The 24,848-nt window shown below is 64.4% G+C and carries 25 protein-coding genes; 5 read left to right on the forward strand and 20 right to left on the reverse strand.

All coding sequences use genetic code 11. From position 1 onward, the window contains the following. Nucleotides 1-3 precede the first annotated feature (3 nt). From RUGAMON1_RS14040 to phaC, 4 genes are all read right to left on the reverse strand, one after another. A complete protein-coding gene (locus tag RUGAMON1_RS14040) occupies nucleotides 4-1,269 on the reverse strand; it encodes an ABC transporter substrate-binding protein (protein WP_445231091.1) in 1,266 nt (421 codons plus the stop codon). Between the two features lie 57 nt (nucleotides 1,270-1,326). After that, nucleotides 1,327-2,703 carry a GH1 family beta-glucosidase gene (locus RUGAMON1_RS14045; protein ID WP_445231092.1) on the reverse strand — a complete coding sequence of 459 codons (1,377 nt, stop codon included), beginning with the start codon at nucleotides 2,701-2,703 and terminating at the stop codon, nucleotides 1,327-1,329. 173 nt (nucleotides 2,704-2,876) lie between these two features. Next, nucleotides 2,877-3,440 carry a polyhydroxyalkanoate synthesis repressor PhaR gene (gene phaR / locus RUGAMON1_RS14050; protein WP_020706485.1) on the reverse strand — a complete coding sequence of 188 codons (564 nt, stop codon included), beginning with the start codon at nucleotides 3,438-3,440 and terminating at the stop codon, nucleotides 2,877-2,879. Nucleotides 3,441-3,641: 201 nt separating this feature from the next. Beyond that, the gene (gene phaC / locus RUGAMON1_RS14055; RefSeq protein ID WP_445231093.1) at nucleotides 3,642-5,378 is read right to left on the reverse strand and encodes a class I poly(R)-hydroxyalkanoic acid synthase; all 1,737 of its coding nucleotides are present in this window, start codon (nucleotides 5,376-5,378) and stop codon (nucleotides 3,642-3,644) included. Between the two features lie 46 nt (nucleotides 5,379-5,424). Between phaC and RUGAMON1_RS14060 the strand changes: the two genes are divergently transcribed. Further along, nucleotides 5,425-5,649: a hypothetical protein gene (locus RUGAMON1_RS14060; protein WP_445231094.1), complete on the forward strand. Its 225-nt coding sequence runs from the start codon at nucleotides 5,425-5,427 to the stop codon at nucleotides 5,647-5,649. Between the two features lie 17 nt (nucleotides 5,650-5,666). Here RUGAMON1_RS14060 and pgeF read toward each other — a convergent pair whose 3' ends face one another. Beyond that, nucleotides 5,667-6,455, reverse strand: a complete 789-nt coding sequence (gene pgeF, locus RUGAMON1_RS14065) for a peptidoglycan editing factor PgeF (protein ID WP_445231095.1) — start codon at nucleotides 6,453-6,455, stop codon at nucleotides 5,667-5,669. Next, on the reverse strand, nucleotides 6,455-7,486 hold the full coding sequence (locus RUGAMON1_RS14070) for an RluA family pseudouridine synthase (RefSeq protein ID WP_445231096.1): 1,032 nt from the start codon (nucleotides 7,484-7,486) through the stop codon (nucleotides 6,455-6,457). The genes pgeF and RUGAMON1_RS14070 overlap by 1 nt, the downstream gene beginning before the upstream one ends. Before the next feature lie 89 nt (nucleotides 7,487-7,575). On the opposite strand from RUGAMON1_RS14070, the gene RUGAMON1_RS14075 reads away from it, so the two are divergent. Then, the gene (locus tag RUGAMON1_RS14075) at nucleotides 7,576-8,376 is read left to right on the forward strand and encodes an outer membrane protein assembly factor BamD (RefSeq protein WP_332856112.1); all 801 of its coding nucleotides are present in this window, start codon (nucleotides 7,576-7,578) and stop codon (nucleotides 8,374-8,376) included. Nucleotides 8,377-8,530: 154 nt separating this feature from the next. Here the strand turns inward: RUGAMON1_RS14075 and yaaA are convergent, their stop codons facing one another. Beyond that, on the reverse strand, nucleotides 8,531-9,298 hold the full coding sequence (gene yaaA, locus RUGAMON1_RS14080) for a peroxide stress protein YaaA (RefSeq protein WP_445231097.1): 768 nt from the start codon (nucleotides 9,296-9,298) through the stop codon (nucleotides 8,531-8,533). 35 nt (nucleotides 9,299-9,333) lie between these two features. Here yaaA and RUGAMON1_RS14085 point away from each other — a divergent pair, with 35 nt between their 5' ends. From RUGAMON1_RS14085 to RUGAMON1_RS14095, 3 genes are all read left to right on the forward strand, one after another. After that, nucleotides 9,334-9,783 carry a putative toxin-antitoxin system toxin component, PIN family gene (locus RUGAMON1_RS14085; protein ID WP_445231098.1) on the forward strand — a complete coding sequence of 150 codons (450 nt, stop codon included), beginning with the start codon at nucleotides 9,334-9,336 and terminating at the stop codon, nucleotides 9,781-9,783. Nucleotides 9,784-9,851: 68 nt separating this feature from the next. Continuing rightward, the gene (locus RUGAMON1_RS14090; protein WP_445231099.1) at nucleotides 9,852-11,042 is read left to right on the forward strand and encodes a pyridoxal phosphate-dependent aminotransferase; all 1,191 of its coding nucleotides are present in this window, start codon (nucleotides 9,852-9,854) and stop codon (nucleotides 11,040-11,042) included. Between the two features lie 16 nt (nucleotides 11,043-11,058). Next, on the forward strand, nucleotides 11,059-12,048 hold the full coding sequence (locus RUGAMON1_RS14095) for an HD-GYP domain-containing protein (RefSeq protein WP_445231100.1): 990 nt from the start codon (nucleotides 11,059-11,061) through the stop codon (nucleotides 12,046-12,048). Nucleotides 12,049-12,052: 4 nt separating this feature from the next. Here RUGAMON1_RS14095 and RUGAMON1_RS14100 read toward each other — a convergent pair whose 3' ends face one another. The 13 genes from RUGAMON1_RS14100 to RUGAMON1_RS14160 all read right to left on the reverse strand — a co-directional run bounded on the left by RUGAMON1_RS14100 (nucleotide 12,053) and on the right by RUGAMON1_RS14160 (nucleotide 24,810). Next, on the reverse strand, nucleotides 12,053-13,180 hold the full coding sequence (locus RUGAMON1_RS14100; RefSeq protein ID WP_445231101.1) for a tetratricopeptide repeat protein: 1,128 nt from the start codon (nucleotides 13,178-13,180) through the stop codon (nucleotides 12,053-12,055). Continuing rightward, a complete protein-coding gene (locus tag RUGAMON1_RS14105; RefSeq protein ID WP_445231102.1) occupies nucleotides 13,177-14,070 on the reverse strand; it encodes an ExeA family protein in 894 nt (297 codons plus the stop codon). Before RUGAMON1_RS14105 ends, RUGAMON1_RS14100 begins: the two co-directional genes overlap by 4 nt. Beyond that, nucleotides 14,071-15,876 carry a pilus (MSHA type) biogenesis protein MshL gene (gene mshL, locus RUGAMON1_RS14110; protein WP_445231103.1) on the reverse strand — a complete coding sequence of 602 codons (1,806 nt, stop codon included), beginning with the start codon at nucleotides 15,874-15,876 and terminating at the stop codon, nucleotides 14,071-14,073. It lies immediately after the preceding gene. Next, nucleotides 15,873-16,256 (reverse strand): MSHA biogenesis protein MshK, encoded by a 384-nt coding sequence (locus RUGAMON1_RS14115; RefSeq protein WP_445231104.1) that lies wholly within the window; start codon nucleotides 16,254-16,256, stop codon nucleotides 15,873-15,875. The genes mshL and RUGAMON1_RS14115 overlap by 4 nt, the downstream gene beginning before the upstream one ends. Then, a complete protein-coding gene (locus RUGAMON1_RS14120; RefSeq protein ID WP_445231105.1) occupies nucleotides 16,241-17,038 on the reverse strand; it encodes a type II secretion system protein M in 798 nt (265 codons plus the stop codon). The genes RUGAMON1_RS14115 and RUGAMON1_RS14120 overlap by 16 nt, the downstream gene beginning before the upstream one ends. Beyond that, on the reverse strand, nucleotides 17,035-17,700 hold the full coding sequence (locus RUGAMON1_RS14125) for a PilN family protein (protein WP_445231106.1): 666 nt from the start codon (nucleotides 17,698-17,700) through the stop codon (nucleotides 17,035-17,037). Before RUGAMON1_RS14125 ends, RUGAMON1_RS14120 begins: the two co-directional genes overlap by 4 nt. After that, nucleotides 17,697-18,635 carry an agglutinin biogenesis protein MshI gene (locus RUGAMON1_RS14130; protein ID WP_445231107.1) on the reverse strand — a complete coding sequence of 313 codons (939 nt, stop codon included), beginning with the start codon at nucleotides 18,633-18,635 and terminating at the stop codon, nucleotides 17,697-17,699. Before RUGAMON1_RS14130 ends, RUGAMON1_RS14125 begins: the two co-directional genes overlap by 4 nt. 148 nt (nucleotides 18,636-18,783) lie before the next feature. Then, nucleotides 18,784-21,924: a DUF6701 domain-containing protein gene (locus RUGAMON1_RS14135; RefSeq protein ID WP_445231108.1), complete on the reverse strand. Its 3,141-nt coding sequence runs from the start codon at nucleotides 21,922-21,924 to the stop codon at nucleotides 18,784-18,786. Between the two features lie 10 nt (nucleotides 21,925-21,934). After that, nucleotides 21,935-22,369, reverse strand: a complete 435-nt coding sequence (locus RUGAMON1_RS14140; protein ID WP_445231109.1) for an agglutinin biogenesis protein MshP — start codon at nucleotides 22,367-22,369, stop codon at nucleotides 21,935-21,937. Beyond that, nucleotides 22,366-23,205, reverse strand: coding sequence for a prepilin-type N-terminal cleavage/methylation domain-containing protein (locus RUGAMON1_RS14145; RefSeq protein ID WP_445231110.1), 840 nt, complete (start codon nucleotides 23,203-23,205; stop codon nucleotides 22,366-22,368). The genes RUGAMON1_RS14140 and RUGAMON1_RS14145 overlap by 4 nt, the downstream gene beginning before the upstream one ends. Further along, the gene (locus RUGAMON1_RS14150) at nucleotides 23,202-23,783 is read right to left on the reverse strand and encodes a type IV pilus modification PilV family protein (RefSeq protein ID WP_445231111.1); all 582 of its coding nucleotides are present in this window, start codon (nucleotides 23,781-23,783) and stop codon (nucleotides 23,202-23,204) included. Before RUGAMON1_RS14150 ends, RUGAMON1_RS14145 begins: the two co-directional genes overlap by 4 nt. Beyond that, nucleotides 23,773-24,267: a pilus assembly FimT family protein gene (locus RUGAMON1_RS14155; RefSeq protein ID WP_445231112.1), complete on the reverse strand. Its 495-nt coding sequence runs from the start codon at nucleotides 24,265-24,267 to the stop codon at nucleotides 23,773-23,775. Before RUGAMON1_RS14155 ends, RUGAMON1_RS14150 begins: the two co-directional genes overlap by 11 nt. Nucleotides 24,268-24,354: 87 nt before the next feature. Next, a complete protein-coding gene (locus RUGAMON1_RS14160; protein ID WP_445231113.1) occupies nucleotides 24,355-24,810 on the reverse strand; it encodes a prepilin-type N-terminal cleavage/methylation domain-containing protein in 456 nt (151 codons plus the stop codon). Nucleotides 24,811-24,848: the final 38 nt, after the last annotated feature.

The following is a 24,848-nucleotide window of genomic DNA, read 5'->3' on the forward strand; positions in this document are numbered from 1 at the left end:
GGCTTATTGGTCCTTCAGCGCGCGGGCAAAGGCTTTTTGCGCGTCGTCCGGCGACTGGTTCTTGTTCCAGTAGCTGGTCAGCACGTCCTGCAAGGCGCCGGTGGTGTCCGGGGTCGCCAGCATTTCGGCGTTCGGCAACTGGCGGCTCTTGTCCTTGATGATGGCCAGGCCCTGCTTCGCGCAGATGTCCAGCGTCGATTCATCGACATCGCCGCGGATCGGGATCGCCCCCTTGCGCGAGTTGAAGGCTACCTGCGCGGCCGGCGAAGTGACCACCGTCGCCAGCAGCTTCTGCGCCTTGATGGCGTTGGCGTCCGTGGTTTTGGGGAACACGAAGGCGTCACCGGCGACGATGTACGGCGCTTTCGGACCGAAACCGGGGAAGCAGCCGAAGTCCTTGCCCGCCACCTGCTTGGCCGACGAGAACTCGCCCTTGGCCCAGTCGCCCATGATCTGCACGCCGGCCTTGCCGCTGACGACCATCGCCGTCGCGTCGTTCCAGTTGCGGCCCGGCGAGCCAGCATCCACAAAGGCTTTGAGTTTCTTGAAGTCGACCAGCACCTGCTTGAAGGCCGGCGACATCACGGCTTTCTGGTCGCGGTCGCGGTACACCTTCAGGTACAGGTCGGCGCCGCCCACCATGGCGAAGATGGCGTCGAAGGTGATCTTCTCCTGCCATACCTGGCCGCCGAAGGCCAGCGGCACCAGGCCTGCGGCCTTCAGCTTGGCCAGCTGCGCCAGGAATTCGTCCCAGGTCTGCGGCTCGTTGGTGATGCCGGCTTTTTTATACGCGGCCTTCGAATAGAAGAACCAGGCCGGCATATGGATGTCCACCGGCGCGGCATAGAAGTGGCCGTTGATCTTGATCGCGGCCAGGATCGACGGCGGCATGATCTGGTCCCACTTGCCGGCGATAGCCACGTCGTCGACGTTGTTCAGCAAGCCCTGCTCGACGAAATCGCGGAACTGCTTGGAGGTGTTGAACTGCGCGGCCGTCGGCGCATTGCCGCCGACGATGCGGTTGATGGTGGTGGCGCGCGACTGATCGGCGCCGGCGATGGCGTTGTCGATCCACAGGCCGCCGGCCTTGTTGTACGCATCCGCGAACTGCTTGACCGCCTGGGATTCGCCGCCCGACGTCCACCAGTGGATCACGGTCGCCTTCAGCGGCGCCGATGCCGGCGCCTGCGCCTGCGCAGCGGTGGACAAGCCTGCGCATGCGGCCAGGGCTAGCGCCATGGCGCTTCCCAGTTTTGTAGCCTTAATCATTCTGTCTCCTGTGGGCGTCGAGCGCCCATTTTATTCGGATGGCTGACGGAAGTTCAATTATTTGAAGTCCCGTTTAGCGAGGAAATCCGCCACCAGCCTGGCGCTGCGCTTCAAGGTGCGCTTCTGGGTCGCATAATCCACATGGATGATACCGAAACGGCGCTCGTATCCGAAGGCCCATTCAAAGTTGTCCATCAGCGACCAGATAAAGTAGCCGCGTATATCGACGCCCGCCTTCACCGCCTGATTGACCGCCTCCAAGTGGCGGTTCAGGAACGAGATGCGCTGGCGGTCGTCGACTTCGCCGTCGATCACCTCGTCGTCGGTGGCCATGCCGTTCTCGGTAATGTAGATCGGCGGCAGGTTCGGATAGTCGCGGTGGAAGCCGACCAGCAAGTGGCGCAGGCCGTCCGGGTAAACTTCCCATCCCATCTGGGTGCGTTCCACGCCTTCCAGGTCCACCTCGTGATAACCGTGCTTGCCGTCGCTGACGACGTTGGTGCGGAAGTAGTAATTGATGCCGAGGAAATCGAGCTTGCTGCCGATGATATCCATGTCGCCGGCCAGCACCAGCGGCTCGGCGCCCGGCCACAGTTCCCACAGCGCGGACGGATAGGACTTCTTCAGCAGCGGATCGAGGACCCAGTTATTGTGCTGAAGCTCGAACAGCCAGGCCGCGCGCTGGTCGGCGTCGCTGCTGCCGGTGCTGGTACCGCGGCCGACGTTGGCGACGATGCCCACTTGCGCCGCCGGATCGTTGGCGCGCAGGTGCGCCACCGCCAAGCCATGGCCCAGCAGCAGATGGTGCATGGCCTGCGTGGCGAAGACCACGTCCTGCTTGCCCGGCGCGTGGTGGCCGGTGCCGTAGCCGTGCATCGCCGAGCACCACGGCTCGTTCAGCGTGGCCCAGGCGTCCACCAGGCCGGCCAGCTCCTTGCTGATCATGTCCGCGTATTCGGCGAAGCGGTAGGCGGTGTCGCGGTTGACCCAGCCGCCCTTGTCTTCCAGGTGTTGTGGCAGGTCCCAGTGGTACAGCGTGACGTAGGTCTTCAACCCTTGGGCGCGCAGCGCCGTCAGCAGCTTGCGGTAGAAGGCGATGCCCTTTTGATTCGGCTGGCCGCCTTCGGTCATCACGCGCGGCCAGGAGATCGACAGGCGGTAGGCGCCGACGTTCAGGCTGGCCAGCAGTTCGATATCCTCCGGCCAGCGGTGGTAATGGTCGCAGGCGACGGCGCCGGTGTCACCGGCCAGCGTATTGCCCGGCGTGGCCGAGAAGGTGTCCCAGATCGAGGGGATGCGGCCGTCTTCGGCGACGGCGCCTTCAATTTGATAGGCCGCGGTGGCGGCGCCCAGCAGGAAATCCTTGTTCCACAGGACCGAATCGGCCGGCGGCGAGAACGTCTGTTCCAGTGCAACTGATGCATCAACAACCACAGCAACTCCTTCGTCTGATCGTGAAGTGGAAGCGCTTCCACTGATGTTGTCGATAGTACTACTGAAGAAATTCTGGTGTCAACGAAATTCTGGGAGTTTTTGTAACTTGGCTACAAAAACGGCACAGCGACCGAAGTGGCTGTGCCGTCTTGAATGCTGCGGACCGTGAAGGATTACTTCTTATCGGTCGGCGGCACGCCCGGAACGAAGGGGAAGGTGCCGAAGATGTTCTTGCTCTGGCTTTGCATCTGTTCTTGCATCTGCACGAACAGGCTCTTGCTCTGGTCGATGTAGTTGTTCATCATGCCCTGCATCATCGGGCCCTGGACGTTCATGAACTGGGTCCACATTTCCGGGCTGAAGGGCTTGCCTTCCAGGCCGCCGGCCGTGGTGCCGGTGAACTTGCGCTGGATGTCGGTAAAGGCCTGGACGTTCTTTTCCAGGTACGAGCCCATCATGCCCTGCATGGCATGGCCGTAGAAGCGGATGATCTGCGCCAGCACGTCGCTGGAGAACATCGGCGCGCCGCTGGCCTCTTCTTCCAGGATGATCTGCAGCAAGATGCTGCGGCTCAGATCTTCATTGCTCTTGGCGTCGACCACGGTGAATTCTTCGTTGTCCAGCACCAGCTGCTTGACGTCCGTCAGCGTGATGTAGGAACTGGTCTGCGTATCGTACAGACGGCGATTCGGGTATTTCTTAATCAGACGTTCAGCATTTTTTTTCGCACTACTCATCACAAGTCCACTTATTGCGCCGCAGCGCGTACTTTAACAATTCGAAAAAAAAGCGAACTTCGGTCCGCTTTCCCACTAGCCTACTTTTTCTATTATAGAGGGGAAAAAGCATGTCTTGCACAATCTGATATAACTTTTAGGTTTTATTGCAACGCAACCAAATTTACAGATCGACAATAGTATGCTTTTTCCCTGCTGAAATTAATCTGCACGTACCTTCACGTAGCGGCCAGGGGCGGGTTCGATGGCATGGTAGCGGGCATTGCCGGGCTTGGCTTTGGGCTTGACGTCCTTGCCGCCGTGCTCGGCCAGGAAGGCGGCCCACTCCGGCCACCAGCTGCCGGGATTCTCGGTGGCGCCGGCCATCCATGCTTCGCCATCCTGCGGCTTGGCGACGGCGCGGCCCAGCGGCTTGTCGTTGGTCCAGTAGCTGCGCTTGTTCTTCGCCGGCGAGTTGATCACGCCCGCGATGTGGCCGGAGGCGCCCAGCACGAAGCGGTTGGCCTTGACCTTGCCCGGATTGAGGATGTTCATCGAGCTGAACGCCGACATCCACGGCACGATGTGGTCTTCCCGCGAGCCGTAGATGAAGGCCGGCGCGTCGATGCTGCTCAGGTCGACCTTCTGGCCCGCCACCTTCAGCTTGCCGGTCTTGAGCTTGTTTTCCAGGTAGGTATTGCGCAGGTACCAGCAGAACATCGGGCCCGGCAGATTGGTGCTGTCCGAATTCCAGTACAGCAGATCGAACGGCGGCGGTTCGTTGCCCTTCAGGTAGTTGGACTGCACGTAGTTCCACACCAGGTCGTTCGGACGCAGGCTGGAGAAGGTGCTGGCCAGGTCGCGGCCGGGCATCAGGCCGCCGCCCTTCAGTTGCTGCTCGCGCATCGATACCTGGGCTTCGTCGACGAACACGTCCAGCACGCCGGTATCGCTGAAGTCGAGGAAGGTGGTCAGCAGGGTCAGGCTGGAGGCCGGCTTTTCGCCGCGCGCCGCCAGCACCGCCAGCGCGGTCGACACCAGCGTGCCGCCGACGCAGAAGCCCAGCATGTTCATCTGGTCCTGGCCGCTGATGTCCTGCACCACGTGGATCGCTTCGATCACGCCCTGGTCGACATAATCGTCCCAGGTGGTGCCGGCCAGCGACTGGTCGGGATTGCTCCACGAGATCAGGAACACGCTGTTGCCCTGCTCCACCGCATAGCGCACCAGCGAATTTTCGGGCTGCAAATCAAGGATGTAGAACTTGTTGATGCACGGCGGCACCATCAGCAGCGGGCGCTGGTGCACCGTGGCCGTGACCGGCTTGTACTGGATCAGCTGGAACAGCGGGTTTTCATACACCACCGTGCCTTCGGTCGTGGCCAGGTTGCGGCCCACCTCGAACGCCGATTCGTCGGACAGCGAGATATGGCCCTTGTTCATGTCGGCCAGCATATTGGCCAGGCCCTTGGTCAGGCTCTCGCCCTTGGTTTCGATCAGCTTTTGCTGCGCCTCGGGATTGGTGGCCAGGAAGTTGGCCGGCGACATGGCGTCGATGATCTGCTGCACCGCAAAGCGGATTTTCTGCTTTTGCTGGCCGGAGGTTTCCACCGTGTCGACCATGGCGTTCAGGAATTTGGCGTTGAGCAGGTATGATGCCGCGTTGAACGACGACATGGGATTGCCCTGCCAGGCGGACGAAGTGAAGCGGCGGTCGGCCACATCGGGCGACTTGCCGGACAAAAACTCCTGCCACAAATCGCCAAAATCTTGCATGTACTGGTTTTTCAGCTGCTCCATGGCCTCCGGCTTTACCGAGGCACCCACATCCTGCATCATGGCGGCCAGCGGATTGGCGTCCGTGGTGGGCGCCATATTGAACCAGGATTGCCACTGTCCGGGGTCGCTCATCTGCGACATCCAGGCGTTGGCAATGGCTTGAGGATCTGGCAAATTCATGTTTGATTCCCTAAAAATAGTTTAAATATCTTTACTTGGGCTGCTGATGCTGATTGTTGCTATTGCTTGGATCTACGTGGTCGGACTGATGGCTCTGACCGAGCCCACCGTCGTTGCGGGAATTGTAACGTTTTTGTTCTACTGCGTGCTGCCATTAGGCACTTTGATCTATATCGCGGGCACCGGCAAGCGTAAAGCCCGGCGCCGCGCAGCCGAACTGGCGGCACACGAGGCCCGCCAGGCCGCAGCCCAAACCGAAGCGGAAGACTAAGCCAGCGCCGGTGTGATTCATTTGAGCCAGATCAAGGCCGCCTGCCGTCCGGTGACGCCGTCGCGCCGATAAGAGTAAAAGCGGCCGGAATTGGACACGGTGCAGAACTCGCCGCCGTGCACCTGCTTCACGCCGGCCCGATGCAGCACGTAGCGCGCCAGCGCGTAAATATCGGCCAGATGCTTGCCGGGCTTGCCCTCGATGGGCGTAAACGCCGCTTCCACGTGGCGCGCGCCCGAGGCATCGACCACACCACTCAGGAAAGCCTGCTTGACCTCCGGCCCCACCTCGAACTGGTAGGCGCCGATCGCCGGCCCCATCCAGGCCATCAGCTCGCCGGCGCCGGCCGCGCGCATCGATTCCACGGTGTTTTCCAGCACGCCTCCGGCCAGTCCGCGCCAGCCGGCATGCGCCGCCGCCACGATCTTGCCTTCGACGTCGCAAAACAGCACCGGCAGGCAGTCGGCGGTCATGACCACGCACACTTTGCCCGGCGTGGCCGAGAAGCTGGCGTCCGCCTCCGGCACGTCCTGCGGCCCGATCCGGGCCACATCGACCACCGTGGTGCCGTGCACCTGCGACAGCCAGGCCGGCGTTCCCGGCAGCAAGGCGCGCAGGATGTCGCGGTTACGGGCCACATGGTGCGGCTGGTCGCCGACATGGGTACCCAGGTTCAGGCCGCCGCCGCCCATGCCGTCGTCATACGGCGCCGGGCTGACGCCGCCGCGCCGCGTGGTCGACAGCGCGCCCACATTGTCCGGCAAGCCGGGCCAATGCGGGATCAGCCAATGTGACGGGGTGGACATCAAATACCTTCCGGTACCTCGATGCCGGCGCGGGCCAGCAACTCGGCAAAATCGTCGGCCAGCGGCACGGTCCATTCGCATTGCTCGCCGGTGGCCGGGTGAACCAGCCCCAGGCGGCGCGCCTGCAGTGCCTGGCGCGGGAAGTAATCGGCCAGGTGCTGCTTGCCGTAGGTGGTGTCGCCCACCAGCGGGAAGCCGATCGACATCATGTGCACCCGAATCTGGTGGGTGCGGCCAGTTTCCAGGCGGCACTGCACCAAGGTCACGGGACGGCCTTCGCCCAGCTTGCCGCCGCCCAGCACCTGGTAGTGGGTGATGGCCGGCTTGGAGCCCATGCCGGTCGACACCGCCATCTTGATGCGGTCTTTCGGGTGACGCCCCATCGACGAGTCGATCGTACCGCTAATGCGCGGCATGCCCCACACGATTGCGAAATACTCGCGCTTGACGGTGCGCGCGGCCAGCTGGCGCACCAGGTCGGTCTGGGCCGGCAGCGTCTTGCCGACCACCATCAGGCCGCTGGTATCCTTGTCCAGGCGGTGGACGATGCCGGCGCGCGGCACGCCCGACAGCTGCGGGCAGTGGTGCAGCAGACCGTTCAGCAGCGTGCCGGACCAGTTGCCGGCGCCCGGATGGACCACCAGGCCGGCCGGCTTGTTGATGACCATCAGGTGCTCATCTTCGTAAACGATGTTAAGTTCCATCGCTTCCGGTTTAAAAGCCTCGTCTTCCGGCGCCGGTTGGGGCAGAATGACGATCTTCTCGTCGCCGTAGACGGTGTCCTTGGTGCTTTTGGCCGGTTTGCCATCGACAGTGACGAAGCCGTCGGTGATCCACATTTGCAGGCGGCCGCGCGAGAATTGCGGGACCATGTGGGAAATCACCTTGTCCAGGCGTTGGCCGCAGACTTCGGGGGTCAGTTCCAGTTGGATCGGAGCCAGGCCGTCGTCTTCGCCAAAATCGCCGTCTTGCGCGTCCTCGATGTGCAGCAGGTCGGCGTCGGATTCATGATCGGAGGAAGATTCGGCCAAATTCGGCTTTGGAGTTAATATCACAGCATTCCCATCGGCTATAATCAGCCTATTGTAAAACTTTGGTTAAACAGCTTCTTGCAAAACATATGCAAAAAAAATTGAAAGTAGTCGCAGCAACGTTGGTTCTGCTTAGTTTGTCCGCTTGCGGTTTGTTCTCGGAGAAAATCGACGAGACTAAAGGTTGGAGCGCTACGAAATTATACTCGGAGGCGAGCGAAGAGCTGGATGGCCAGCACTACGAACGCGCAATTCAGTTGTACGAGAAGCTGGAATCGAGCTATCCGTTCGGCACTTACGCCCAACAGGCGCAGATGCAGATCGCTTACGCCTACTACAAATCGCAGGACCAGGCCCAGGCGCTGGCAGCCGTGGAGCGCTTCATCAAGCTGCACCCGAACCACGCCAACGTCGACTACATGTACTACCTGCGCGGCCTGATCAACTTCAACGACCAGATCGGTTTCCTGAACTTCATCTACGAGCAGGACGCCACCGAACGCGACCCGAAAGCCACGCGCGAAGCTTACGCGGCCTTCAAACAGCTGGTGGACAAGTTCCCAAACAGCAAGTATACGCCGGATTCGCTGGATCGTATGCGTTATCTGATCAATGCGATGGCTTCGTATGAAGTGCACGTGGCGCGCTACTACTACCGTCGCGGCGCCTACCTGGCAGCGGCCAACCGCGCCATGGGCATCATGAACGACTACCGCGACTCGCCGGCGATCGAAGAAGCGCTGTTCATCATGATCCGCAGCTACGACAAGCTGGGCATGACCGAACTGCGCGACGACACCATGCGCGTGTTCAAGCTGAACTACCCTGCCAGCAAGTTCCTGGACGAAGGCAAAAAAGCCGAACGTCACTGGTGGAAACTCTGGAATTAAGTTAAAAGCTGACAAAAACCGGGACCCAGGTCCCGGTTTTTTATTATTTACCCCGTTTTACAGTGGGGTCAGATCTGACATTCGGACACGAGCTCTGCTGTAAGAGTGCTTACGGCAGAGCTCGTGTCCGAATGTCAGATCTGACCCCGGCGGTTTATTCGACCCGGCGGCGGAAAATCCAGGTCTTGTCGTCGGAGTCTTTCTTGTCGAACGCATAACCGTCGACGTTGAATTTCTTCAGTTTCTGCGGATCGGTGATGCCCTTGACGGCGGCGAAACGGGCCATCAGGCCGCGCGCGCGCTTGGCGTAGAACGAAATGACCTTATATTTGCCGTTTTTCCAGTCTTCGAACTGCGGCGTGATCACCGGCACGTCCAGCAGCTTGGGCTTGACCGACTTGAAGTATTCCTCGGACGCCAGGTTGACCAGCGTCTCGGCGCCCTGCTCGGCCGCGGTTTTATTCAACGCCTGGGTGATGGTCTCGCCCCAGAAGGCGTACAGGTCCTTGCCGCGCGGGTTGGCCAGGCGGGTGCCCATTTCCAGCCGGTGCGGATGGATCAGGTCCAGCGGCCGCAACATGCCGTACAGGCCGGACAGGATGCGGATGCGCGATTGCGCATAATCGAGTTGGCCCGGCTTGAGGCTGCGCGCGTCCAGGCCGCCGTAGACGTCGCCGTTGAAGGCCATCACGGCCTGGCGGCCTTCGGTGGTGTCCGGGGTCCACGATGCGTAGCGCGCAACGTTGAGCGCCGACAGATTGTCGGACAGGTCCATCAGCTCGCCGATCTGCACCGGCGAAAACTCGCGCAGGCGGGTAATCAGCTGGGCCGAGTGGTCGAGAAAATCAGGTTGGGAGTGCAACTTGGTGGTCGGAGGGGTCTCCAGGTCGAGACTTTTTGCAGGCGAAAGCACTATCAGCATAAGATTCCAGATAAATATTTTTACGAACTAAGCACATGATACCTGTTCCAGAGAAACTCACACCGACGCGCATCGTTATCGATACCAACGTCTGCCTCGACCTGTTCGTGTTCAAGGACCCGCGCTGGGCCGCGCTGCTGGCCGCGCTGGAAGACGGCACGGTCGAAGCCATCACCCGCTCCGACTGCCGCGACGAGTACAACATCGTGCTGCACTACAAGCACCTGCCGCTGGACGACGAGTCCCGTCCGCTGGCCGCCGCCCGCTTTGACGAGCTGATCACCGTGGTCGCCCCGCCCGAGTCCGGCATCCGCCTGCCGGTCTGCACCGACAAGGACGACCAGAAGTTCCTCGAAGTGGCGCGCGACGCCAACGCCGCCATCCTCATCACCAAGGACAAGGCGCTGCTGAAACTGGCGCGCCGGCTGGCCAAGGCCGGCATGTTCAAGGTCATGGTGCCAGAGGCGTGGAGCCCGGAAGCTTAAGGTTTTTTCACCACACCAAACCCGGCGCGCTGAGCTAGAATAGGCTATCTGTCCACTACACAGCCGCCATGAATAGCCGCAATAATCTGCCGAGCAGCACGCCGATCACGCCCATCCTGAGCAGCCGCCTGCCGGCCGTCGGCACCACCGTGTTCACCCGCATGTCGACGCTGGCCGCGCAGGCGAACGCCGTCAACCTGGGCCAGGGCTTCCCCGATTTCTCCTGCGAGCGCAGCCTGCTGCAAGCCGTCAACGACGCCATGCAGGCCGATTTCAACCAGTACCCGATGATGATCGGCGCGCCGGCGCTGCGCCACGCCATCGTCGCCAAGATCGAGGCCATCTACGGCCACCAGTATGACGTCAACACCGACATCACCGTCACCGCCGGCGCCACCCAGGCGCTGACCACCGCCATCCTGTGCTGCGTGCATCCGGGCGACGAGGTCGTCGTCATCGAACCGAGCTACGACAGCTACGTGCCGGCGATTACGCTGGCCGGCGGCGTGCCGGTGCTGGTGCAGATGCAGGCCGGCGCCGACGGCTACAGCGTGCCATGGTCCGCCGTGGCGGCCGCCGTCAACGGCAAGACGCGCCTGATCGTCATCAACACCCCGCACAACCCCACCGGCAGCGTGCTGCGCGCCGCCGACCTGGAGGCGCTGGCCGACATCGTGCGCGGCACGGACGTGCTGATCCTGTCGGACGAAGTCTACGAACACATGGTCTACGACGGCCAGCGCCACGAATCGGTGTGCCGCCATCCGGAACTGGCGGCGCGCGCCTTCGTCGTCTCCAGCTTCGGCAAGACCTATCACGTCACGGGCTGGAAGATCGGCTACGTGGCCGCGCCGCCGGCGCTGTCGGCAGAGTTCCGCAAGGTGCATCAGTACAACGTCTTCAGCGTCAACACGCCGATGCAGCACGGCATCGCCAGCTACATGGACGATCCCGCGCCCTACCTGGAACTGCCGGCCTTCTACCAGCGCAAGCGCGACCTGTTCCGCGCCGGCCTGAAGGGCTCGCGCTTCGAACTGTTGCCGGCCGACGGCACCTATTTCCAGTGCGTGCGCTACGACAAAATTTCAACGCAAACGGAAGCGGAGTTTGCGGAATGGCTGACCACCGAGATCAAGGTGGCGGCGATACCGGTATCGGCGTTTTACCAGCAAGGCAAGGAATCGGGCATCGTCCGCTTCTGCTTTGCCAAGAAAGATGAGACCCTGGCACTCGCGTTGGAGCGACTGGGCAAAGTTTAATTCAGGGACAAGAATCATGGCCGATACCAACCAGGCGGACGCGCCGCTCATGGCGGGCGAGTTCGCTGAACAAGAACCGCCGCCATCGGTGCTGCATCTGCTCAACCAGTCCAACCGCCGGCTGGAGCGGCTGCTGCAAAACCTGCGCAACGAACACAATGCCGAAAGCGAATTGCGCGACATCGCGCGCGATGTGATCCACGCGGTCGACCTCAATCCCGATATCGCGCTGGCCTGCATCTTCCTGTGCCAGATCGCCGGCAGCTACGCGGTGCGCCATTGCATCGAGACGGCCGTGGTGGTGGTGGTGATCGCCCGCAGCCTCGACAAGAACGCGGCCGACACGCTGACCGTGACGGCGGCCGCGCTGACGATGAACGTCGGCATGCTGCGCCACAACGACACCTTCCAGAACAAGAACACGCCGCTGACCAGCGAGGAAATCTCCATCGTCCGCCGCCATCCGGAGGAAAGCGTGGACATGCTCAAGTGCGCCGGCATCGAGGACGACGAGTGGATTTCCTGCGTGCTGCTGCACCACGAGAATGACGAAGGCAGCGGTTATCCGGCCGGCGTCGCCAGTCCCGAGGTGACGCAGAACGCCAAGCTGCTGAGCCTGGCCGACCGCTATTGCGCGCAGGTGTCGGCGCGCAATTACCGCCGCTCCATCCTGCCCAACCTGGCCCTGCGCAACCTGATCGAAGACAAGGTGGCGCCGGTCGACCCGATGCTGGCGCAGGTGTTCCGGCGCGAGCTGGGCGACTTCCCGCCGGGTTCGCTGGTGCGTTTGCAGAGCGGGGAGATCGGCGTGATCTGCCGCCGTCCGGGCGGCGCCGGGGGCGTGCTGATCCATTGCCTGCGCGATCCGTCGGGGGCGGTGCTGACGCCGGCTCCGCTGCGCAACGGAACCGACGAGGCCGGCACTATTGCCGAGGCCTTGAGCGAGGACGAGGCCTCGATCCGCTTCAGCATGAAGCAGATCTGGGGCCAGCAGGCCAGCCTCTAGCTCACTAGCGCGACAGGGAATCGATCTTGCGGTCGATGAAGGCTTGCAGCTCCGGCGTCAGGCCGTTCGATGCGCGCGCGCGGCGATAGGCTTCGCGCGCTTCCGGCAAATGCATGTCGGCTTGCAGCGAGATGCCCAGCCCCATCCACCAGACGCCGTTGCGCGGCGCCAGCTTCAGCGCCTCGCGATAATACTGCGCCGCTTCGGTGTGGCGCTGCTCGCGTTGCAGCACGCCGGCCAGGAAGGCCTGGTACTCGGCGCTGCTGCCGGCGTACGGCAAGCTCGTCATCAAGGTTTCCAGCGCCGGACCGCCCTTCTCCAACTGCAAGCGCGCCAGCACCATCGCCAGCCCCGGCTGGCGCGGATCGATGCCCAACGCCAGGCGCAACTGGCGCACGGCGTCGTCGTTGCGCTTTTGTTCCAGCAGCAGGCTGATGTTGGTCTGGCGCGCGGCTTCGTTGCGCGGGTCGATTTCCAGCGCGCGGTCGAGATCGGCCAGCGCGGCGCTGATGCGGCCTTCCTGCAAGGCCACCAGCGCGCGGCGATAGGTGTTTTCCGCCATCTGCTGCGGGCTGATGTCGTGCGTGATCGTGCCCACCCCGGCCGTGTCGTCAGCGCTGTGCGTGGCTGCCTGGCGGGCCGGCTTGCGTTCGGCGGGCGCGGCGGCGGGCTTGCGCGGCGCGGGTTCGGCCGGCGCCGCTTCCGGCATCGCCGCGACTTTGGCCTTGGCCGCCGCAGCTGCAGTTGACGACGCGCGCTCGACGGCAGGCGCCGTCGCAGCCTGCGCCGACGCTTGCACTGGCGCTGGATTCGGCACATCAGCCGGCGCTGGCGCGCTTGCCTGGACCGCCGAGGTCGCAGGAGTCGGCGCGCGTTCTGCCACCTTGGCGGGCGCGGCAGCAACGACAACCGGCTGCGCGGCCGCGCGATGGGCCCGCCAATATTCCCAGCCATACCAGCCGCCGCCCACCACCACCGCCACCAGCACCAGCACCAGCGCGCCGCCGATCAGCAGCGGCCGCTTGTCGCGCACCTGTCCGCTCACCGCCTGCAATTGCTGCTGGCGCAAAGCGCCATCGCCCGCCCCGCCGCGCGCATCCAGGTCCTGCAACATTTTATTAATCAAACTCATTTCGTCAACGCCCAAGTCAGACCGCATGCGGCGATCAGCAAACTGACGCCGGCCATCAGCCATTGCCACCGCAAGCCCGCCCTCGACGGCACGGTATCGAGCGCCGCCATGTCCACATGACGCCGCGTCACCTGCTGCTTGCCTTCGCCGAAGCATAGCATTAACGACTTGTTTGCCATAATGTTCACCAGGCGCGGTATGCCGCCGCTGGCCTTGAACAGGCGGCCGATGGCGCTGCGGCTGAACAAACGGCTGCCGGTATAGCCCGCCACGCGCAGCCGATGGGCCAGATAATATTCCAGATCGTCGCGGCTGAGCGGCCCCAGGTGGTAGTGAAAAGTGATGCGCTGCGCCAGCTGGCGGATCGAGTTGGTCTGCAAATGCTGGTTCAGCTCCGGCTGCCCGAACAGCACGATCTGCAGCAGCTTGCGCTTCTCGGTTTCCAGGTTGGTCAGCAGGCGCAAGGCTTCCAGGCTCTGCAGCGGGATCGCCTGCGCCTCGTCCAGGCACATCACCACCTGCTTGTCTTCGCGCGCCAGGTCCATCAGGCGCAAGGTCAGCGACTTCAGCAACTGGTGCTGGTCGACGTCGCGCTGCAAGGGCAGTTCCAGTTCATCGGCCAGCGCCAGCATCAGCGTGCGCGGCTCCAGGTAGGGATTGGGGATGTAGGCCGTGACGAAACCCGGCCCCAGGGTCGCCATGAATTTGCGGCACAGCAGCGTCTTGCCGGTGCCGACCTCGCCGGTGATCTTGATGAAGCCCTCGCCGCTGCGCGCCGCCACCAGCAGCGTGTTGAGCGCCTGCTGCGAATGCGGGCTGGTGAAGAAGAAGCTGGTGTCAGGCGTGATCCCGAACGGCATCTCGCCCAAGCCGAAATGGGCCTGGTACATTTATTTGCCTCCTCCCGCAGGCGGCGCCAGTTGCTGGACCCGGCGGCTGGCGTCGTCCAGATCCTGCGCGTAACTGGCCGCGCCATCGACGATGGTGGGCTTGATCAACACCACCAGCTCGCGCTTCTGCGTGCTGCGTTCGGTGTTGCGGAACAGGGCGCCGAGCACCGGCAGGCTGCCGATGCCGGGCGCCTGGCTGTTGTCGTCGACGCTGGACTGGCGCATCAGGCCGCCGATGGCGACGATGCGCCCGTCCTGGCCGCGCACCATGCTGTCCATCTCCGACGTGCTCGACGCCGCGAGCGGCAGTTGCAGCGAACCGGCGCTGCCCAGGTTGACGATCTTGTTCACGGTCGACACCTGGCTGACCGACGGATGCACGTGCAGCATGATGTTGCCTTCGTCGTCGATCTGCGGCGTCACGTCCAGCACCACGCCGGAAAAGAACGGCTGCAAGGTCACGTTCGGGCTGGTGGTGTTGCCGCTGACGTTGGAGTTGGTGGTGGTGCTGACCCCGGTCACATAGAACTCGTCGGTGCCGATCTTGAGCACGGCCTTCTGGTTGTTCATGGTCGCGATGCGCGGGCTGGACAGCACATGCACCGAACCCTGCGACTCCAGGAAGGAAATCATGGCGGCGAAATTACTGGTCTGGAACGCCAGGCCGAACAAGGAGCCGGCGTTGTTGGCGGCGTTGGCCAGCGCGGAACCGGTGATGGCCGAGATACCCGCCGTGCCGCCGCTGACGATAGGCGCCGGCGTGCCGCCGCCGGCCGGCAGCGGCGCCAGGCCGGTGCCCGGCGCCAGGAAGCCGCCCGACAAACGATTGCTGCCGCCGCCGCCGAACGAGGCGAAGCTGGCCCAGTTGATGCCGCTCTGGAAACCGCTGTTCAACTGGACTTCGAGGATCTTGGCCTCCAGGATCACCTGGCGCTCGACGGCCAGGCGGGTCGCCTTCAGATACTGGTCGACGCTGCGCAGCTGTTCCGGCAAGGCGCGCACCACCACCACTCCGGACTGCGGACTGATCACCACGCTGCGGCCTTCGCCGACGCCACCGACCAGCGCCACTAGCGCCTCCTTGAGCTCGGTCCAGAAGTCGGTGGCCGACGAGGTCTTGACGTTGCTCGAGTCTTCCATCGCATACTGCTGGCTGCCCTGCCCCTGCTGCTGCGGCTGGTTGCTCTGGCCGTTGCCGCCGCTGCCGCTCTGGCCGCTCTGTCCGGACACCACCGAACCCACCGTGTTGACCGACGTCGACGACACCCGCACATTGGACGTGCCCTTGCGCGAGGCGCTCAGGTAGTTGACCTGGAAGATGCGGCTCTGCATCGTCAGCGGCCGGATGTAGATGCGCGTGCCTTCCACCTTGTAGTCGTAGCCGTACATCTCGCGCACCGCGTCGAGCGCCTCGAACAACGTCACGTCCTTCAGGTTGGCGGTCACGGTGCCGCTGACGTCCGGATGGATCAGCATGTTGTAGCGCGTGCCGGCCACGATGGAATTGTAGAACTGCTGCACCGGCACCTGGTTGAAGGACACATTGAAGCGCTCCTCCATCACCGCGCGCGCCTTGGGCAGCTCGGCCGCCATGGTCGCGGCCGGCGGCGGCAGCAGCGCCGCCTCCACCGCCGCCGAGCTGGCGGCCTGGGCGTGGGCCTTGGCGGCTGCGTCGCGCACCTGCTGGTCGATGGTGTTGTAGGTGTCGCGCGGCGCCTGGGTCTGGCAAGCCGCCAGCGCGGCGGCCGCTCCCAGCACGCCGGCCCATCGCATCAGTTGGTGCAGGGAGTTTTTAGGTTGGATCATTTGTTTTTCCCTGTCGGGTCAGCGGCCTCGGCCGGTTTGGGAAACAGGGTCAGGGTTTCCAGAGTCTTGCCACGGCGGAGTACCACCGAATTGTCGTTGATGCGTTCGAGCACCGCGTCGCCCACCTTGCCGCCTATGCGCAGGGTGGCGCCGTCGATCACCGCCAGCCGCCGCCCGTCCGGCGCGCGGCCGATCAGGATCGATTGCAGGCGCGGTCCGGCCGCGACGCCTTCCGTTGCGGTCTCGCTTTCGGGCGCGGCCATCAGCGCCGGCGGACGGGTCGGGTCGGCCAGCTTTTGCGCGGACGCCGGCAGCGCCAGCATCAGCGGCAACATCAGCGGCAACAGCGATGTCAGCCGGCGGTTCATAGTGCTATCCATTTCTGGTCCAGGCTCAGGGTGTACAGGGTCAGCGTCAGCCGGGCTTGCGGAAATTGTCCGGCGTCGAGCGCGGCGGCGCCCCAGAACAGCTGGGTAGGCATGGCCTCCAGCGCTTCCAAATAATCGATCATCTCCAGGTAGCTGCCTTGCAGCACCAATTGCACGCCATGGCGGTACAGCAACGGCGCGGGGGCGGCGGGGGTGGCGGTCGGCGTGCCGGCTGGAGCGGCGCCGGCGGAAGGCTGTTTGGCCGAGGCGGCGGCCGCCTGCACGATGGCGGCCGGTGTCAGCTGCGGTGCTGCGGCCGCCTTGGCCGGCGCCGGTTCCGGCACATCCAGCGCGGCGAAAGTACCGTCCACCGTGCCTTGCGGCGGCAGCGTCTTCAACGACACCAGGCGCAGCTTGCCGTGGCCCTGCACCATTTGCTGCAGCAGCGGACCCATGCGGTCGGGCGCGACCAGCCCCTTTTGCGCGCTGCGCAGCCTGGCGCGCAGGTCCGCGCTTTGCTGCTGCAACGCGCCCAGCCGTTCGCGCACTTCGCGGTCGGGATCGCGGCGTGCGGCCACATCGAGTTGCACCAGTTCGGAATCGATGCCTGAAATCTGCACCCGCTGCTGCTGCATGGCGGCGCGCAAGGCGCGCTGGCGCGTGTAGGCCGGGTCGAGCACCAGCTGGAACACCACATATACCAGCATCGCCGCCGTGGCGCCCACCACCATCAGGCGTTCGCGCTGGCTCAGGGCCATCAGCCAGGTATCGAATTTGATCCAATAGGCTTTCATGGCTGCTCCACCTTGCCGCGTTCGCCTGCGGCGGCCGATTGCAGGCTGAACTCCACATAACGCGGCGCCGCCGGCGCGGATGCGGCCCCGGCTGCGGCGGCCTCGGCTACGGGCTTGGGTTCATTCATTTCCAGCTGGCCGAAGGTCTTGCCGCGCAATACGGCCTCGCTGGCCAGGCCGTTCAGGTAGCCCGGCAGCAGGCTGGCCTTGAGCGCGCGCCCCTGCAAACCGATCGCGTCGCCGCTGCCCTGGATGGTGACGCCGGTCAGCCACAAGCCTTCCACGCCGCGCCGAGCGAAGGCGCGGAAGTAAGCGGAATAGCCGCGCGTCGCGCCCGGCGGTCCCTGCTCCAGTATCGCGGCGACTTGCTGCAGATTGCGCAATTGCGCGCCGGCCTGGTCCAGTTCCTGTTGCAGCGCTTCGCTCTTGCGCGGCGCCACGAAGGCGGCGGTGGCGGCGGTCCTGCGCGCCTCGCCGCGGTCCAGCCCGGCCTTGACCGTGGCGGCCTCGCTCTCCAGTGCGGCCAGCTCGCTCTTGGCCAGCGCCGACATGCCGATCAAGACCAGCGCCAGCACGCCGACGCCGGCCACCAGCACCGGCGTGCCGGCGTAATTGGTCTTGCGCTGGGTGGCGGCGCTGAACAGGTTGATTTGCTGGCTCATGCGCTCGCCTCCTCGCGCAGGGCCGCGCCCAGTGTGCGCAGGAAGCCGGACTGCTGCGCCGGGTCTTGCAGCACCGGCGCCAGCTCCAGGTCCAGCACGCTTGCCAGGTCCAGCTGTTCCACCGGCAGGTACAGATTGGTGGCCAGATAGGCGCGCAAGGCGCCCTCGCCCACCGGCGCCAAGATCAGCTTGGCCACGGCGACGGACGAGAACTGTCGCTCGAAGTGGTCCAGCGAGCGTTGCAGTTCGAGCGTGATGCGGTCGTGCAGGTGCTGCACGCGGTCCGGGTCGGGATCGAGCAGCTGGTTCAGGGTGATGTCGATGCGGCGCGCCAGATAGAGTTCGGCTTGATAGCTGACGGTCAGCAGGCCGCCGTCGGCGTCGAAGGCCAGCAGCGCCAGGCCGCGCCCTTCCGGCTCCAGCAACGCCGAGATATTCCGCTGCGCCATTTCGCCGATGTCGATGGCCGACAGCGCGATCTTGCTGTCGGCGAACAGCTGCTGGTAGGGCTGCAGCACGCTGTTGCGGGCCGCCACCGCGAACGCCTGGCGCGCCTGGTTCGAGCCGCTGGCCTGCGGCACCATCGCCATGTCGAGCGTGGCTTGCTCGAGCGGGAAATCGATCATGTCCTTGACGCGCCAGCCCAGGGCGGTCTTCATTTCCGCCTCCGGCACATTGGGCGCCTCGACCATCAGCAGCTGGTAGCCGCCGGCGCCGAGCAGCGTGGTGCAGCGGTAGCGGCCGGCCTGCAATTCCTTGCCCAGGCGCGCCAGGCTGGCGCCGGCCTGGTCGGCCTGGCCCGGGTAGGAAGCGGCCAGCAGCACGCGCGGCAAGGCGCCGGTGCGGCGCTCGATCGCCGCCGCCTGCACGCCGTCCGCCGTCAGGCCGATGGCCAGCCAGCCATTCTTTTTCTCCGCTTTTCCAAATAAACGCATCGAATGTCTCAAATGATTAAGCACGAGATTCAGTAATCGCCGCACGTCGTTGATTATATTCAACTTTCATTACACTATCGTGGCAATTCCTGACCTTGCCTCCAGTTTGCCCTCTTATTGCTCGGAACCCAAATAAAGTGACGCGGATTCAATACACTTCCCGCAAGAAAATCACCGGGCTGCGATAAACACCGAAGGTTACCCGCCCCTGACTGGTCGGCAGCCAAACCGGCCCGTTGACGACGGTGACGTTGGCGCCGCTCTTGCCGGTGGTGCTGCCGGCCTTCAGCGCGGCGGTGGCGGCGCCTAGCCTCATCGTCAATGACGCCGCCGAATTGGGCGCCAGCGTCGGACAGGCCAGCAGGCAGCTGGCGTATTGGAAGTTCGATGCCGGCGTCAACGCGGTCACGCTGTCGCTGGCGTTGTTGCGCCAGGCCAGCACGGTGGCGCCGCCGACGGTGCTCTGGCCGTAGTACTGCGCGCCCAAGGCCAGCGCCACCGACAGGCTCGACGAGCCGTAGGCGTTCGGCACGAACAGGCGGCCCGCCACCACCGCCACGCCGCCTTCGGCCGCGCCGCTGCGCAGCGAACTGACGCCGTCGTTGGGCGTGCCGGTCTCGGCGGCGCGCACGTACACCATGGTCGGCGGCACCCAGTTGTTGGCGTACGGCGCGGTGGCGACAAAGGCGTTGGGCAAGGTGTAGAGCGGGCTGGCGCTGGCCACGCCCATGACGAAATCGGTGGCGGCGAGGTTGTTGGCGCTCAGCGCCGCGCCGGCCGGCGCGGCCGGCGGATTGGCGGTGGTGGTGGTGCCGGGCGCCGACCAGGCCGACAGTTGCACCGCGCGCGCCAGCGTGCGCCGGTAGTTGAGCGTGACGGCGCCTTGCAAGTTATACGCCGTCACCCTGGTCGCAAACGGCTGGCGTGAATACGCCATGCCGGTCACCGAGGCCGGGCAACTCATACCGAGCGGATCGCACGCCATCAGCCCCGTCAGCACCGTATCGAAATGGTCCGGCACGAAACGGCCGACGTTGATCGATACCGACTGCACGTCGCCGCTGCCCAAATAGTTCCCTGTGGTGGCCGGGGATACCGGGAGGATCTTCGGTGTAATCTCCAACACCCCCACATCGGCATAGGAAAACGCATTGCCGGTGGCGCTGCCGCCGCTGAAGGCGCCGAAGCCGCCGCTCAAAACCAGCTCCGCCTCCGGGTCGGTCGGGTCGAGCGGGTTGGACGGATCGCTGGGGTCGGCATGCATGTCGTCCAGCCGGTCGCCGCTCTGGTCCTTGGCGGCCTTGGTGATCAGCTGAATCTGCACCGGCGCGCTCTCCCTGCCGAAATTGGGCGCCGCCGCGCCGCCGTACATCAGCGCGCTGACCGTCAGGCCGAACGGCGTGCCGGCGGTGACGAACTTGGGGTCGGTGGGCGAAGCCGGTGAGCCGGCCTGGTTGGACGCCGGAGCGATCAGCGCCAGCCGCTCGGGGCGCTCGACGAACGGTCCGCTGGTGCCGAAGCGGGCCGTATTGTCGCTGACCAGGAACTCGATGCGCCCCACGTCCGCGTAATGGAAATTGTACTGGTCGACCGAACTGGCCTTGCCGCCTTTCATGACCACGTCGTTCAGTCCGGTCCAGGTGGACGAATTCTGCGCCGGCACTGCGCCGGACCCGGCGCACAGCGGCAGCGTGCTGGTGGCGCCGCCGACCTTGGCGAAGGTGGCGCGCACGCCGGCATCCTGGATCGGATCGTGGCAGGACAAGGCGTATTTGATCTTGAGTGTGCTGTCCGAGTTCGACAGCGCGGTCGGCACGTTCGACACCACGAACGTCAGGTACACCGGAATGTCTTTGTTGGCCAGGTATTGCACGGTGGTGAAATCGACCAGCTTGCACGGTTGGCCGGGATCGCCGAACGACAGGCCGTTTTCGCATGGCACGTCGGTGAAGACATAGCTCGGCGCGAACGCGGCCGCGCCCACCAGCGAACTGACGGTCGAGGTATCGTTGCCGTCATAGTAGTCGAACAGCTGGCCGCTGACGGTGGCGCTGTTGGTGACCAGGCCGCTGGCGGCGGCGGCCGTGGTCACCCGCAGCGTGATCGGCGGCAGCGTCACGCCGGCCGCCATCGTGCCGTTGTAGGTGCAGGTGAGCTTCTGTCCGGCCATGCCGCAATTCCAGCCGGTGCCGCTGGCGCTGGAAAAGATCAGCGCCGCCGGCAGCACATCGACCACCTTGGTCGGACCGCCCTCGGCCAGCGGGCCGTTGTTGCTGACGCTGATGATGTAGTTGCTGACCTGCGAAGGCTGCAGCGGCGTCTGCAAGGTCATCGACACGGCGCGGTCGGCCGCCGGCACATTGGGCGCGGCGATCACTTCGGCGTTCATCAGCACCAGGTCCTGGCCGGACTGGTAGTCGCTGCGGGCCGATGTCTGGTTGGCCTTGATGGTCGGCGACGACACCGTATAGGCGTCGAAGTCGATACCGTAGGAAGAACTGTCGTTGTTGATGTTGGAGACCGAATTGAACTGGTTGCCGGACGGGTTGAGCGCATCGACCATCTCGACGCTGTTGTACCTGAGGATCTCGCCGCCACCGGACAGCGTGGTGTCGCCCTCCCACGTGATGTGGCCGATCTTGCCGGTCAGGTTGCCGATCGGCGCGGGAATCTTGAAGTTGGCCAGCGTCAGCGACACCGCCGAATTGCGGATGTACTGGAAGCCCTCGTAGACGTTCAACACCCGGAAGGTCTGGCTGGAATGCGAATACACCACCAGCAGCTGGAAGCCGCCCAGCACGCCCTCCACCGCGCAATACGGGCTGCCGTTGTTGATGGTCAGCCCGCCGACGGTGTAATTGGCATTGCCCTTGGCCACCACCTGCGAAGTCACGTCCACCGCGCCGGCGAAGAAATCGTAGCCCACCGTGGCCGAGGTGTAGCTGCGGTTGCTGGGCGCGGTCACGGCGGCGCCGTCGAAGGTCACGGTGTAGTCCGGCGTCGAACTGGAGCCGGCCCAGTACAGCTGGGCGTTCAGGACGGTGGCGCCGGAAGGAATGCCGGTCAGCGCCATGGTCATGGTGCCGGTATTGACGGCGCAGGGAGCGCTGTTGTCGTTGGTGCGCATGGTCTTTTGCGTGCCGGTGAAGCTGACGTTGCCCGCAAAGCTCTTGAACAAGGTGATCGGCGAGTCGGCGCGCGCCACGCCGGCCGCCAGGCAGCACAGCAGCGCCAGCAGACAGGCCAGCCAGCGCGGCGCGGGGTTCGGGAAGTGGATAGTCGCTCGCATGCTGGCCTTCTCAGAACTGCACCGTGACCGTACGCTGCACATAGTCCGGGCTGGTGGGGGCAGCGTTCGGACAAACGCCGCCGGCCGGCTGGTTGCAGGCTGTGGCCGTGACGACGATCCGGTTCATGCTGGTGCCCATGCCCGGCGTGGGGTTGACGGTGCACTGCACCGTGACGGTAAAGGCCGACAACGTCCCGCCCGGCGCGAAGCTGCGGTTGGCGACGCAACTGCTGTTGATTTGCTGCTGGTACAGGCCATACTCGACGCCGGAGCGGGCTGCCTCGTAGGCGCGCGCGCCCATCAAGTCCAATGCCGAGCTGGTCTGCTGCGTGGTGGTCAACGTCATCATCGCCACGGCCAGCGCCGACAGCACCACCACCAGGAACAGCGCCGTGACTATCGAAAGGCCGGTGGCGCGACGTGGCGCCGTGCGGATAGTCTTCATGGTGTGTTATCCACGTGAACCTGGCGTACCAGATTGATGCTCTCGCCATTGCTGCGCGCCAGCGCCAACGACACACTGACCAGTGCCGTGTTGGTATTGGCCAGCGCCGTGTAATCGAAACCGCAGCTCGAAACCAGATTGGCCAGCAACGCCGGAGCGCCGAACGGCGGCGCACCCAGTCCGTTCAAACCGATAATCTGGTTGGTGAAACTGCGCGTCAGCGTGCCGCCACCGCCCGCCACCGGCACGCAGACATAGGTGACCGTGCCGCTCACGACCTGGAAACGGTAGTTCGGCGACGGCATTGATGGCGAAGCGGTCGCGAATGGATTACTGGCCAGCGTAATGCGCGTGCCGGCCACCGCCGTGACGCGCGCGGCATTGCCAAAGGTCCGGGCGTCGGCCGGTGCTACGCCGACGTTGTACACCACGATCCAATCGTTGGGCAGGATTTGCTGGCGGCCGGTGGGCGCGGCGCCGGCCATGTCGAATTGCAGGCTGGAGGCCGGGCCGAAATCCAGCGGCAGCAGCGTGGCCGGCGGCGCATCGCTGATGTCGATGTAGCGCCCGCCGGTTTTGGCGATCTGGAATTGCAGGGTTCGGCGGTCGGCCGACACCAGCACGGAGTTGGGCAGCGCCAGCCGCAGTTCACGCGTCATGCGGCGCAGCGTCAGGTCGGCGACATCGGTCATGTCGACGCGCGCCGCCGTGTCGACGTAGTTCTGCACCGGCGTCTTGAGGAACACCGCCACCATGCCTGCCAAGATGCCGGTGACGACCATGACGATGATGGCTTCGACCAGCGTGAACCCGCGCGCGTCACGCATCCCGTTCATGGCGACCTCGGCGCATAGCGCGTGCGGTAGCTGTCCAGCACCACGTTGTCGCCGCCGTTGTAGCTGACCGTCACGGTGATGCGCAGCACGTTCATATTACCTGCCGATGCATCGGATGGAATCTGGGCGCCGGCCGGGCCGAGGGTGTTGTCCGGAACGATGGAGACGGTGGCCGCGTAGCCGGCAGGGAAAGCGTTGCCGGTGGCGTCCGTGGCGTAAGCCAACGGCGTGCCGAAGGCGGTCACGTAATCGTTGACGTTGTCGTAGGGGCGGGTATTGCCGGGCTCCAGGCCCACGCCTTCCGCCGTCCCGCATTTGGCGGGGCTGTCCGTGGCAGGATCCTCGGCCAGCGGATCGTTGCCGTCGCAAAACGTGAAGCGGGCCAGCCGCACTTCTTCCATCAAGCCCTCGGCAACAGCCAGCGCCTGCTTGCGGCGCATCGGGTCGGGACTGGAACGCGCACCCATGCCCAGCACCTGGAGCACGCTGACCACGGCGATGCCAACGATCACGATGAACATCACCAGCTCCACCAGGCTGAGGCCCGCCTGGGCGCGCGCGATGGGTTTAATAGACATAGCCGGTCACCGCCGTGACAGTCACACTGTGCGTGCCGCCGTCACCGGCGACCGACAGCACCAGGTCGGTAAAGGTCGAGGTGAGCGTGGGCGGCACGTTGACCGCCGCGAAAGGCTGGCCGGTGGGGTCGAAATAGAAAACCAGGGCGGTGGACAGCGTCAGTCCGTTGGGGACACCTTCGCAGGCCCAGGTGCCAACGTTGCCGCAATTGGACTGCGTCACACTGGAGCCGCTGTTGGCGCCGCCCGGCGCGGTGACGCGAGCGGTACACAGGCCGTCGTAGCACAGAGCGACGCTGGAGCCGTTCACCCGCACATACACGTTGCGGCTCTGGGCAATGGCGATCTTCTGGCCGTAACGCAGCATGGCGCGCAGTTGATCGGTATAGGCCCGCGCATCAAAGCCCTTGCGGTCAAAGAAGCGCGGCGCGGCAACCGCGCCCAATATGCCGAGCACCACGATGATGACGACCAGCTCGACCAAGGTGAAGCCGACCGGCCCCGGGGACCGGATGCGGCGCCGTAGCGCCGGACCTGTCACGCCCATCTCCGGCCGGTCATGGACGCTGCGTCAGCAACTACCGCTGGCGACCACCGCAGTGGGGCCGGCCGACGTGGCCGCATAAGTGACGGAACACCCCGTTTTGTGGGATGCGTCACTGTAAAAGACGCCGGTGGCGGCATCGGTCATATCGAAGTCGGTCAGGGTGAGGGCGTTCGTCATGCTTGCGAGGTTCGGGTAGCCGGTTGTATTGTCAACGGTGACATTCCCATCGAAGACCGTGGTCCCGGTAGCAGGCGAACCGGCAGCCAGCCAGCGTCCATGGTACATATTGGCGGCGCTCAGGATCGATGCGCGCGCCGAATTGAGCTTGGCGGTGCGGGCGTCGGCGCCCAGGCCGGCGAACTTCGGCAGCGCGGTGGCGGCCAAGATGCCCAGGATAACGATCACCACGATCAGCTCGATCAGCGTAAAGCCGCCTTGCTGTGGTCGAGAACGAATGAGGCTTGCTTGTTTGGTTTGCATATGAAACTCCAGACCTGACTAAGAAAAGATCATCAACG

The sequence above is a fragment of the Duganella rhizosphaerae genome (assembly GCF_040364205.1).
Lineage (GTDB): Bacteria > Pseudomonadota > Gammaproteobacteria > Burkholderiales > Burkholderiaceae_D > Rugamonas > Rugamonas rhizosphaerae.

What these genes read in the sequence shown, in the direction of transcription:
- RUGAMON1_RS14040 (WP_445231091.1), bottom strand. Translation starts at nt 1,269, where the DNA reads ATGATTAAGGCTACAAAACTGGGAAGCGCCATGGCGCTAGCCCTGGCC.
- phaR (WP_020706485.1), bottom strand. Translation starts at nt 3,440, where the DNA reads ATGAGTAGTGCGAAAAAAAATGCTGAACGTCTGATTAAGAAATACCCG.
- phaC (WP_445231093.1), bottom strand. Translation starts at nt 5,378, where the DNA reads ATGAATTTGCCAGATCCTCAAGCCATTGCCAACGCCTGGATGTCGCAG.
- RUGAMON1_RS14060 (WP_445231094.1), top strand. Translation starts at nt 5,425, where the DNA reads ATGCTGATTGTTGCTATTGCTTGGATCTACGTGGTCGGACTGATGGCT.
- pgeF (WP_445231095.1), bottom strand. Translation starts at nt 6,455, where the DNA reads ATGTCCACCCCGTCACATTGGCTGATCCCGCATTGGCCCGGCTTGCCG.
- RUGAMON1_RS14075 (WP_332856112.1), top strand. Translation starts at nt 7,576, where the DNA reads ATGCAAAAAAAATTGAAAGTAGTCGCAGCAACGTTGGTTCTGCTTAGT.
- yaaA (WP_445231097.1), bottom strand. Translation starts at nt 9,298, where the DNA reads ATGCTGATAGTGCTTTCGCCTGCAAAAAGTCTCGACCTGGAGACCCCT.
- RUGAMON1_RS14085 (WP_445231098.1), top strand. Translation starts at nt 9,334, where the DNA reads ATGATACCTGTTCCAGAGAAACTCACACCGACGCGCATCGTTATCGAT.
- RUGAMON1_RS14090 (WP_445231099.1), top strand. Translation starts at nt 9,852, where the DNA reads ATGAATAGCCGCAATAATCTGCCGAGCAGCACGCCGATCACGCCCATC.
- RUGAMON1_RS14095 (WP_445231100.1), top strand. Translation starts at nt 11,059, where the DNA reads ATGGCCGATACCAACCAGGCGGACGCGCCGCTCATGGCGGGCGAGTTC.
- RUGAMON1_RS14100 (WP_445231101.1), bottom strand. Translation starts at nt 13,180, where the DNA reads ATGAGTTTGATTAATAAAATGTTGCAGGACCTGGATGCGCGCGGCGGG.
- RUGAMON1_RS14105 (WP_445231102.1), bottom strand. Translation starts at nt 14,070, where the DNA reads ATGTACCAGGCCCATTTCGGCTTGGGCGAGATGCCGTTCGGGATCACG.
- mshL (WP_445231103.1), bottom strand. Translation starts at nt 15,876, where the DNA reads ATGATCCAACCTAAAAACTCCCTGCACCAACTGATGCGATGGGCCGGC.
- RUGAMON1_RS14115 (WP_445231104.1), bottom strand. Translation starts at nt 16,256, where the DNA reads ATGGATAGCACTATGAACCGCCGGCTGACATCGCTGTTGCCGCTGATG.
- RUGAMON1_RS14120 (WP_445231105.1), bottom strand. Translation starts at nt 17,038, where the DNA reads ATGAAAGCCTATTGGATCAAATTCGATACCTGGCTGATGGCCCTGAGC.
- RUGAMON1_RS14125 (WP_445231106.1), bottom strand. Translation starts at nt 17,700, where the DNA reads ATGAGCCAGCAAATCAACCTGTTCAGCGCCGCCACCCAGCGCAAGACC.
- RUGAMON1_RS14130 (WP_445231107.1), bottom strand. Translation starts at nt 18,635, where the DNA reads ATGCGTTTATTTGGAAAAGCGGAGAAAAAGAATGGCTGGCTGGCCATC.
- RUGAMON1_RS14135 (WP_445231108.1), bottom strand. Translation starts at nt 21,924, where the DNA reads ATGCGAGCGACTATCCACTTCCCGAACCCCGCGCCGCGCTGGCTGGCC.
- RUGAMON1_RS14140 (WP_445231109.1), bottom strand. Translation starts at nt 22,369, where the DNA reads ATGAAGACTATCCGCACGGCGCCACGTCGCGCCACCGGCCTTTCGATA.
- RUGAMON1_RS14145 (WP_445231110.1), bottom strand. Translation starts at nt 23,205, where the DNA reads ATGAACGGGATGCGTGACGCGCGCGGGTTCACGCTGGTCGAAGCCATC.
- RUGAMON1_RS14150 (WP_445231111.1), bottom strand. Translation starts at nt 23,783, where the DNA reads ATGTCTATTAAACCCATCGCGCGCGCCCAGGCGGGCCTCAGCCTGGTG.
- RUGAMON1_RS14160 (WP_445231113.1), bottom strand. Translation starts at nt 24,810, where the DNA reads ATGCAAACCAAACAAGCAAGCCTCATTCGTTCTCGACCACAGCAAGGC.